The sequence below is a fragment of the Thioclava indica genome (assembly GCF_000714545.1).
Lineage (GTDB): Bacteria > Pseudomonadota > Alphaproteobacteria > Rhodobacterales > Rhodobacteraceae > Thioclava > Thioclava indica.
Genome location: NZ_AUNB01000060.1, coordinates 1 through 9329 on the forward strand (window position 1 = coordinate 1; position 9329 = coordinate 9329).

Below are 9329 nucleotides of genomic sequence, written 5' to 3' on the forward strand. Positions count from 1 at the left end.
GTGCCCCACCTGCGCAACCACTTTTTTGAAAAATCGCGATATTACCGAATATATCCATACAACCCGTTGTTTTATCATGGAAAGTTATCGCAACACACTTTGGAAAACCGCCGAGAAAACGCCCCCGCCGCAACAATATTCCCGGAATCACCCGATTCCGTGAACCGTCACCTCCTACGCGGGTGTTGTCACGTTAACTCGCTGGGGCTGCAAGTTGGCTTGCCGATCGTTGATCAAGCGGCTCTGTTGCAAACTTTTCCGCGCGGCTTCGTTTAGGGACCGGTGCTGAGTGGAGGATTATGGTATGAGTGATTTCAAGGGGCGTCATTTCCGAGGTGAGATCGTGCTTTGGGCGGCGCGCTGGTATTGCCGCTATGGGATCAGCTATCGTGACCTTGAAGAGATGATGGCCGAGCGCGGTCACCCGGGTTGATCACTCAACGATTTACCGCTGGGTTCAACACTATGCCCCCGAGATTGAACGGCGGATGCGGTGGCAATGGCGGCGCCCCCGATCCGATAGCTGGCGGATGCACTCTCGGGGCATCGCAATGCGATCCCCTGTCGGGTAACAGATGAAACCTATATCAAGGTGCGCGGGAAGTGGGCGTATTTGTACCGGGTTGTGGACAAATTTGGCGACACGATTGATTTCTACCTCTCACCGACCCGAAATACCAAAGCGGCAAAGCGCTTTCCGGGCAAGGCCCTGAAAGGCTTGAGAAGTTGGGAGCAGCCGCGCGTGATCAACACGGACAAGGCCCCGACCTATGCCGCAGCGCTGGCTGAGCTAAAGCAAGAAGGCAAATGCCCGAAGGATGTGCTGCACCGCCAGGCCGCGCGCCGTCAGGGTGAAGAGCGCTGGCGTCCCGGCCGGAAGATCGGTGAAGGTGTCGTGATCATGTCCGGTCATGGTCATCCTGCCTCATGTTCGGACGCGGACGGGGTGGCCGCGATGAAAGTCTCGATTGCATTTGCGTAGCCCTCGGCGGCCGCGACCAAGCTGGCCTCGTCCAGCTTGTCCGCGGTAAAAACAACGTAGGGCTCATGCCATGGCAGGCCGCAGCGGTGCGCGGTGGCCCTAAGAGGGGTGAAGATTTCTTCGATCGTGAAGTGGTTCGCCCCGCCCGGGCCATAGGCGCCGGGGATGTTACCTGCTGTCGCCGCGATCATTAGTGGCGTGCCAGACAAGCGGTCGCCCTCGTCTTCGGCGAAGATGTAGAACATCCGGGTCAGGACGCTATCCTGCCAAGCTTTCAGCAAGGTGGGCGTCGCATACCACTGTATCGGAAATTGCAGGATGATCCGATCGGCTGAAAGCAGGCGCTGCGCCTCGTCCGCGACGTTCGTCGCCACATCGATGATACCCTCCGGATACAGGCTCTGCATATCGACAACCTCGACCCCGGAAAGTGTGGCGGCGCAATCGCGCAGAGCCCTGTTGGCGGTCGATTTCGCGATATCACGATGGAACAGAAGTATGAGAGTGCGGGACATGGGGGCCTCCTTTAAATGATCTTCGACCCAAGGATGCCGCACGGACAAAAATTACTCCAAGTGATATAAAGTATAGTCTATTATTCCATCCATGAATTTAAGAGCCGTTGACCTCAACCTCCTCGTGATCCTGGATGCGCTTCTGGAAGAAGCGCATGTCAGCCGTACCGCCATGCGGCTGAACCTCTCGCAACCGGCCGTCTCAAGCGCGCTGCAACGCTGCCGTGCCATGTTCGACGACCCGCTTCTTGAACGCGGGCGGGGCGAGATGAAACCGACGCCCATGGCAGAAAGGCTGCGCGCGCCGATCCGGGACATACTGGTGCAGGTGGAACAGCTTCTCGACCCGCCCACCCCCAGACTTGAAGACCTGGTGCAGGTGGTGCGGATCAGCGCGGCCGATGCTCCGACGGCCCTTCTGGCGCGCCGGCTGCTTGAAAAGCTCGGCCAGACCGCGCCGGGTATCTCGGTTGTTTTCAAGCCCTGGCTGGGGCCGGATGCACTCGAGCGGGAGCTTCTGACCGGAGATACCGACCTTGGCGTCGCGCTGTTCGCCCGACGCGTCGACACTATCGAAACGGAGACCTTGCTGGAAACCAGCTACGTCGTTGCAATGCGCCGAGCGCACCCGGTAGCCGACAACTTCGATCTTGATGGCTGGCTGGCGTGGCCGCATGTCGTCGTGTCGGGGCGCGGCGAACGGTACACGCCTCTTGACGAGAGCCTTCATGCGATGGGCCTGTCCCGTCAGATCGGTCTTGTGGTCCCGTCCTTTCAACTTGTCCCGGATATCCTCTCGTCGACCAATTTGCTTGCCATGTTGCCTCGCAAGTCATTTGAGGAACTGCATAACGACGACCTGGTCGGGGTTCCGCCACCGCTCGCGGTCGATGGCTTTCCGCTTCATCTCACGTGGCACCAACGGAATGCGAATGATCTTGGGATAAGCTATGTCGCAGGACTTATCCGGGAGTTCCTCGGCGAGTAGGTTTTGAAGACCTTTGATCGCCCGAGCCGGGCGTCTGATCCAAGCCCGGCACGACCGAGATCTATTTCTACCGCCGCATCTCAAGGCGCACCCTTGCCCGACAACCAGCGCGAGAAGACGCCCATCTGACAGTGTCGATCGGGAGCCATTGAGGCGCCGTTACTCTTGCGGGTTTGGCGCCCAGTCACGCCCCCTTCAAGTCTTAGTGAATTAGTCAGGAATGTGCTTGTTGTGCAGCCTGCGACATTTTATCCAATTCCGACAAAAGCTGTCGGGAATGTTGCCCGGCATTTTACATCTCGGAGAGTTTTCATGCTGGCGACCTTTATCATCGGGCTACGCGAAGGTCTTGAGGCCGCCCTTATAGTCGCTATCATCGCGGCCTTTCTGCGCAATCAAGGCGAAGGGCTTTGGCTGATGTGGGCCGGCGTGGCAGCGGCGCTTACCCTGTCGCTGGGTGTCGGTCTTGGACTTGCGCTGATTGAGGCGGCGCTGCCCCAACGCACACAAGAAGCGATGGAGGCTTTGATCGGGGCTGTCGCGGTCGCCTTTGTCACCGGTATGGTCACATGGATGGCGCGCCATGCTCGCGCTATGAAGGGAGAGCTGGAAACACAGGCTGCCTCGGCACTTGGTCACGGTGGACGTTGGGCCCTAGCTGGGATGGCGTTTTTGGCGGTGCTCCGCGAGGGGTTCGAAACAAGCGTCTTTCTGCTGGCAACCTTTTCTGCGGCGCAATCTGGCGCGCAAGCAGCGCTAGGGGCGCTGCTGGGTATCGCGACCGCCGTGGCGATCGGCTTTGCGATTGCGCAGGGTGGAATGCGGCTGAATCTCGGTCGGTTCTTTCGCTGGAGCGGCGTCTTCCTGATCCTGGTCGCGGCGGGGCTGGTGCTGCAAGCGCTGCGCTCTGCCCACGAGGCGGGCTGGCTGCTTGCTGGACAGCAGCGGATCGCGGATCTTGGCTGGCTGGTTGCGCCTGGCAGCGTGCAATCGGCGCTGATCACCGGGGTTATGGGTATTCCTGCCGATCCACGCCTGATCGAGGGGCTGGGCTGGTTTGCCTATCTGATCCCAGTGCTGGTGATTACCTATTTGCCAGAGCGGTGGACGCGGGCTCGACGCATCGCGATCGGATGGCGAACAAGCATGGCTGGCGCACTTGGCGCATGTAGCGTGGCATTGGCGCTAGCGTTGCCCGTTCCCGATATCCATCTACCCGATCGCGTCGCACTTGTCGCGCAGAGCGATGGAACCAAGTTGAACGGTCCCCTTATCCTGAAGCATGACGCACTGGAGCGCGGCGAACTGCGCCTGCCGCTTTCGCAAACCGCGCCAGTTTTGCAGTCCCATCTAGGTGTGCAAAGCCAATTTCGTGCGCTCGATAGCCACGCCGCGGTTACAGATGCGCCCGCACAGATCGACCTTGCTAAGCTGGCGCAGCTTTCCGGCGGAAGGCTACCCGTGGGCATCAGCCCGGCGCGCAACCCGGGGCCGTTCTTAGCGCGTTGGCAGCGCCTCGAGACGGTCAAGCTTTGGACTGCGCAGAGCGCGATCTTGGATGCCCACGGCAAAGCCAGCACGCTGTTGACGCTTTCCGGCGGAGGTCTGACGACACCGCGCAGCTTGCGACTGGATCGCGCCCCTGATGGCGCGGCTTTAACGGCATGGGCTGTCGCGCCAGATCGCGTGCAACAGGCAGCGGCCGCGCTGCGATCATTGCAGGGCGCGCAAATCGAATATCGCTTCTGGGCGCGCAAGCTGCCCCTTGTTCTCATCTTTATTGCCGTGGCGCTACTTATGTCAGCCCTGCGCAGGCGTTTTGCACCGCCAACTTTCAATACAGCCAAGTCCGCGTGACCCAGCCATCCCCATTAAACAGCTTATGACAGGAGACCCTATGTCACGTTCCCTTTTGCGTCGCACCCTTCCCCTTTCCGCCCTCGCTGCCGGATTGGCGCTTGGCCAATCCGCCCTTGCAACCGGGACCCCGGGCGCGCCGGTCACACGGATCGCAGTGACCATGACGGGCAAGGATGGCGGAACTTGCGTGCTCGATCACGATAGCGCGCCCGCAGGCCCGGTGACATTCGTCGTCACCAACCGCTCCGCGCCGGCAATTTCAGAGATGGAACTGCTGTCTGACAACCGCATCCTTGGCGAGAAAGAAAACCTTGCCCCCGGTCTGCCTCCCGTGCGTTTTACCGTCACGCTCGATGGTGGTGAGTATCAGATCTATTGTCCCAATGCCGCGCAAGACACGATCGCGTTCTCGGTGAGCGGCCATATTGCGCAACGGGCGCAGGGGACAACTGCTGATTTGCTGGAGGAGGGCACCAAGGGCTATGCGCATTATGTCGACGGAATGGTTGATGCCATGGTCACCGGATCAAAGGTGCTTCAGGCAAAGATCGACGCGGGCGATCTCGCGGGGGCGCAGACGGAATATGCCAAGGTGCGGCCGTTTTATGAACGCATTGAGTCTGATGTCGAAGGTTTCACTTTGCCGGGAAGCGATCCGACTGACAATGCGGGCAACCTTGATTATCTGATCGACATGCGCGCCTCTAACCTTGATCCCGCAGTTGGTTGGCACGGGTTTCACGCGATCGAACGCGACTTGTTCCAGCGGGGCGAGATCACAGATGACACCAAGGCGTTGGCGGCGGAGCTGACGACAAACGCCACAACGCTGCAACATCTTTCTGCAGAGCTGCGCTATCGTCCCGAGGATCTGGCAAACGGTGCCGCCTCGCTGATTGAAGAGGTGCAAAGTGGCAAGATCAGCGGTGAGGAAGAGGCGTATGCCCATATCGACCTTGTGGATTTTGCCGCCAATATCGAGGGCGCACAGCAGGCCTTTGCCTTTCTTTCCCCCGGCATGAAACAGATTGATCCCGATCTTACTCAGCGGGTCGATGCGCGCTTTGGCGCTGTTAAGGCCATGCTTGAAACCTATCGCGATCCGCAATCCCTGGGCGGCTATGCGCGCTATACCGCCAGCCTGCGCGCCTCCGATGCGCGCAAGCTAAGCCACACGATTCAAGCGCTTCAGGAACCCCTTTCCCAGATCGCGGAAAAGGTCGCGACCGCAGGATGAAACACAAAGAGGCACCGATGACACCGACAAAACCCGAAAACCAGGTCACCCTGTCGCGCCGGGGGCTGTTTCTTGGCGCAGCGGCGGGCGCAGCGGCGGGCACGGCATTGCCCGCTCGCGCGGCGCCCCCCGATGTCAGCGCATCCGCAGACCCGATGCAAACCCGTCACCTATTCTACGGCAGCGGCCCACAGGCAGGGGTTGCGACCCTGCCGCAGAAACATGCCATGGTCATGACCTTTGATCTGACCACGCAAGATGCCCGCGAATTGCAAACCCTGCTAGCGCGCTGGTCGGCGGCGATCGGGGTGTTGATGGAGGGCGCGCCGGTCGGTCAGGTCGAACCCGCGCGTGCCTCGGCGGTTGCGCTGGATACGGGCGAGGCGCTGGATCTGGGGCCGGCGGCGCTGAGCGTGACAATCGGGTTGGGGCCGCGTGTCTTTGGCCCCGAACTGGGGCTGGCCGGTCACCGCCCCGCGAAGCTGCGCGATCTGGCGCCTTTGCCCTCGGATAATTTGCGTCCGGAATTTACCGGGGGCGATCTGTCGCTTCAGGCCTGCGCCGAGGATCCGCAGGTTGTGTATCACGCAGTCCGTGTGCTGACCCGCATCGCCAAACGCACCGGTGCGGCAACGGTCCGCTGGACGCAAATGGGTTTTGGACGTGCCTCGGCTGGTAAAGGGCAGGTCACGCCGCGCAACCTGCTGGGGTTTCGCGATGGCACCCGCAATATTCGCGAGCCGGACGAGTTTGACGCCCATGTCTGGTCGCGCGAAGGGCCGGCCTGGCAGCACGGTGGCACCTATCAGGTGCTGCGCAAGATCGAGATGGGTATCGAGAACTGGGATACCGATCGCGTCGATGACCAGAACGCGGTCTTCGGACGCCACAAGGCTTCGGGCGCGCCGCTGGGCGGGCATCATGAGTTCGACACGCCCGATTTCACCGCGCAGGGGGCGGATGGTGCGCCCGTCATCGCCGAGGATGCCCATATCCGTCTCGTCGCGTATGAGCATAACGAGGGCACGCGCATTTTGCGCCGGTCTTATAATTACACCAGCGGTTTGAACGCTGTCGGACGGCTGGAAGCGGGGTTGATGTTCATCAGTTATCAAAACGATCCGGCCCATTTCGAAAAGCTCCAGCGCAAGCTGGGGGCCGGCGATGCGTTGAACGAATATATCTCGCATGTCGGATCGGCGCTGTTCTGGGTGCCGCCGGCCGCGCCCGAAGGGTCCTATATCGGCGCGCCGCTGTTCGAGTGACCGGCGCGCAAGCCAAAGCCTTAATCAATGGGGCACAAATAGGCTGATCAGGGCACCATCCAAGCTGTAGGGGTGACGGGCATTCAGGACTCGCGAGGTTGGGGAGCGTGGATACATGACCCGGTCTACTAGGTTTTCTCTCATGCAAATGTGCAACGCCGTAGGGCGTTGCCATCAAAGAACGGCGTAGAAAGCAACCATTCCACCGGCTGGCTAAACTAGCTGTCACATCCCGTCATGTAACTACAAGCCGCTATGCGCTCTGCTGCGATAATGGTTCGGCGTCTGAATGGTGAAAGGCGACGGTTCAGCGCAAAATTGGCACCGGATTAACCTCGCGGGCCTCGCGCTGCTCCGAAAGGGCGTGGCGAATAATTGTCGCCGCGCCTTGAATCGCCAGAATAGCCATGACCGCAGCTACGATGATATCGGGCCAACCGGTTCCGGTGCCAAACACACCAAGCGCTGCACCAAGCACCGCGAGGTTCGCAATGACGTCATTGCGAGAGCAGATCCAGACAGAGCGCATGTTCGCATCGCCGTCACGCCAAGCATACAGCAAGGCCAGGCAAACCCCATTGGCCAGCAGTGCGACAACACCCACCGCGCCCATTGCCCCCCATGCCGGCACCGTGCCGTGCAAGACGTGCCAGATGACACTTGCGATCACCCAAAGCCCGAAAAGGCCCATGGAAGCACCTTTCACGAGGGCGGCGACGGATCTCCAACGAAGCGTCATACCAAGCACAAACAAGCTGATGCCGTAATTTGCCGCATCGGCAAAAAAGTCGAGCGCATCAGCCTGCAAGGCGGCCGATCCGGCAGCAAGTCCTGCGATGATCTCAACCGCGAACATGACCGCGTTGATCGCGAGCACAATCCAAAGGACAGCACGGTAACGGCCCGCCGCGGCTACGTTCGAGGAGCAGGTGTCGTTTGAGCAGCAGGGCATGGCAGGTCTCGTCCTATTAATATTTTTGCGATAGATACGGCCTATAGTAACTATAGGGTCAAGACATGAACCAAAATGATTTCAAGATTGGCGACCTCGCGCGCGCGACGGGAACCAAGGTCGTCACGATCCGCTACTATGAGAAAATCGGATTATTACCACCACCTGGCCGGAGCCCGGGCAATTACCGGAGCTACAACAAGGCAGCGCTCGATCGCCTCAGGTTTATACGCCGTTGCCGGGGCCTCGGGTTTCCCCTTGATCAAATTCGCGAGCTTTTGGACTTGGCCGCTGACGTGGCGCGCCCGTGCGCAGAGGTCGATGCGATCACCGCAACGCATCTGCAAGAAGTAGAGCGCAAGATTGCGGACCTCAAGGCGCTGGCTGCGGAACTGCGCCAGATTTCGCAAACCTGCACAGGCGGCGGAACGATCTCAAATTGCCGTATTCTTAATGCAATGACTTCAGATTGAGTCAACCCCGACGGTTCCCTCTCGCGGCCAGCAGCATTGTCCCGCGTTGGAAATCCTCCCAAGGTGGAAGCCGCGGGGGTCTTGGATCGGTCTATGGGAGAAGCGTGCAGTCGGCTGGGGCGACCGTTGCATCAGGGGGCGGCTGAAGGTGCGAATGGCGCCCGCGACCGCGACTGGGACACCCGTGCCGGCCGGATCGCGCTGGAGATCCCGAAGCTGCGCAAGGGCAGCTATCTTCCCAGCTTTCTGGAGCCGCGACGCACAGCGGAGAAGACACTGGTGGCGGTGGTTCAGGAGGCCTATGTCCACGGCGTCTCGACCCGCTCTGTGGACGACCCGGTGAAAGCCGTGGGCGCGGGCGGCGGCGCGGCGGGTCTTCAATGCCACTCATCAGCGCTGTCAGGTTCACTGGATGCGCAACGGGCTGGCACACGCCCCGGCCACGCAGCGCGCGGCGGTGGCGGCGATGCTGAAGACGATCTTCGCCCAGGACACCAAGGCCGAGGCTGGAGCCCAGTGGGACACCGTTGCGGATGCTCTGCGCGAAAAGCAGGACAAGCTCGGCACCTTTATGGATGCCTCGCGCGACGACGTGCTCGCCTACATGGGTTTTCCGCGCGAGCACAGGCCCCAGATCGCGTCCACAAATCCGCTGGAACGGGTGAACCGCAAGATCAAGCGGCGCACCGATGTCATCGGCATCTTCCCAAACGATGAGACCATTATAAGGCTCGTCGGCGCGATCATGCTCGAGACCAACGACGAATGGACGGTCGCGCGGCGATACATGAGTCTTGAAACCCTCGCCCGCGTCAACGACAATCCCAACGTCTGGTTGCCCGCCGTGACGCCCTGATCAGGCTCGGGCCTTACCGAAGGTCGGCGCTCTTGCACCATTCGGTGGGACACTATCGTCGGAGGGCGATTACATCATCAACGCCGTTGCCCTGCTCGCGTGGCTAGACGGTATGACCGTCAGCATCCCCTGCTGGTTTATAAAAGAAAGACTGTGGGATATTTCCGGATTAATCGGCGTTGATGATGTGAGCGCCCCCCG

General features: G+C 60.5%; 8 protein-coding genes and 2 pseudogenes. 7 read left to right on the forward strand and 3 right to left on the reverse strand.

Going from position 1 to position 9329, the window contains the following annotated elements:
• Nucleotides 1-304 precede the first annotated feature (304 nt).
• Nucleotides 305-835, forward strand: a pseudogene (locus tag DT23_RS19195) (IS6 family transposase); the annotation flags it as partial.
• Here the strand turns inward: DT23_RS19195 and DT23_RS20355 are convergent.
• Both DT23_RS20355 and DT23_RS14945 read right to left on the reverse strand, forming a co-directional pair.
• Entirely contained in the window at nt 791-919 is a 129-nt protein-coding gene (locus DT23_RS20355) for a hypothetical protein (protein ID WP_420804692.1), read from the reverse strand. The pseudogene DT23_RS19195 and the gene DT23_RS20355 overlap by 45 nt on opposite strands.
• Nucleotides 916-1497 carry an NAD(P)H-dependent oxidoreductase gene (locus DT23_RS14945; RefSeq protein ID WP_038132503.1) on the reverse strand — a complete coding sequence of 194 codons (582 nt, stop codon included), beginning with the start codon at nt 1495-1497 and terminating at the stop codon, nt 916-918. The genes DT23_RS20355 and DT23_RS14945 overlap by 4 nt, the downstream gene beginning before the upstream one ends.
• 91 nt (nt 1498-1588) lie before the next feature.
• Here DT23_RS14945 and DT23_RS14950 point away from each other — a divergent pair, with 91 nt between their 5' ends.
• The 4 genes from DT23_RS14950 (at nt 1589) to DT23_RS14965 (ending at nt 6847) form a co-directional block, all read left to right on the forward strand.
• Nucleotides 1589-2485 (forward strand): LysR family transcriptional regulator, encoded by an 897-nt coding sequence (locus DT23_RS14950; protein ID WP_038132504.1) that lies wholly within the window; start codon nt 1589-1591, stop codon nt 2483-2485.
• Nucleotides 2486-2797: 312 nt separating this feature from the next.
• Nucleotides 2798-4342: an iron uptake transporter permease EfeU gene (efeU, locus tag DT23_RS14955; protein ID WP_051697340.1), complete on the forward strand. Its 1545-nt coding sequence runs from the start codon at nt 2798-2800 to the stop codon at nt 4340-4342.
• Between the two features lie 40 nt (nt 4343-4382).
• A complete protein-coding gene (gene efeO, locus DT23_RS14960; RefSeq protein WP_205618254.1) occupies nt 4383-5582 on the forward strand; it encodes an iron uptake system protein EfeO in 1200 nt (399 codons plus the stop codon).
• Between the two features lie 17 nt (nt 5583-5599).
• Complete coding sequence (locus DT23_RS14965; protein WP_038132509.1) at nt 5600-6847, forward strand: Dyp-type peroxidase; 1248 nt, start codon at nt 5600-5602, stop codon at nt 6845-6847.
• A 307-nt stretch (nt 6848-7154) separates the two neighbouring features.
• Here DT23_RS14965 and DT23_RS14970 read toward each other — a convergent pair whose 3' ends face one another.
• Nucleotides 7155-7799: a cation efflux transmembrane domain-containing protein gene (locus tag DT23_RS14970; protein WP_038132506.1), complete on the reverse strand. Its 645-nt coding sequence runs from the start codon at nt 7797-7799 to the stop codon at nt 7155-7157.
• 65 nt (nt 7800-7864) lie between these two features.
• Between DT23_RS14970 and DT23_RS14975 the strand changes: the two genes are divergently transcribed.
• A complete protein-coding gene (locus tag DT23_RS14975; protein ID WP_038132507.1) occupies nt 7865-8272 on the forward strand; it encodes a MerR family transcriptional regulator in 408 nt (135 codons plus the stop codon).
• Between the two features lie 81 nt (nt 8273-8353).
• Nucleotides 8354-9128, forward strand: a pseudogene (locus tag DT23_RS19200) (transposase).
• The last annotated feature ends 201 nt before the right edge of the window (nt 9129-9329 follow it).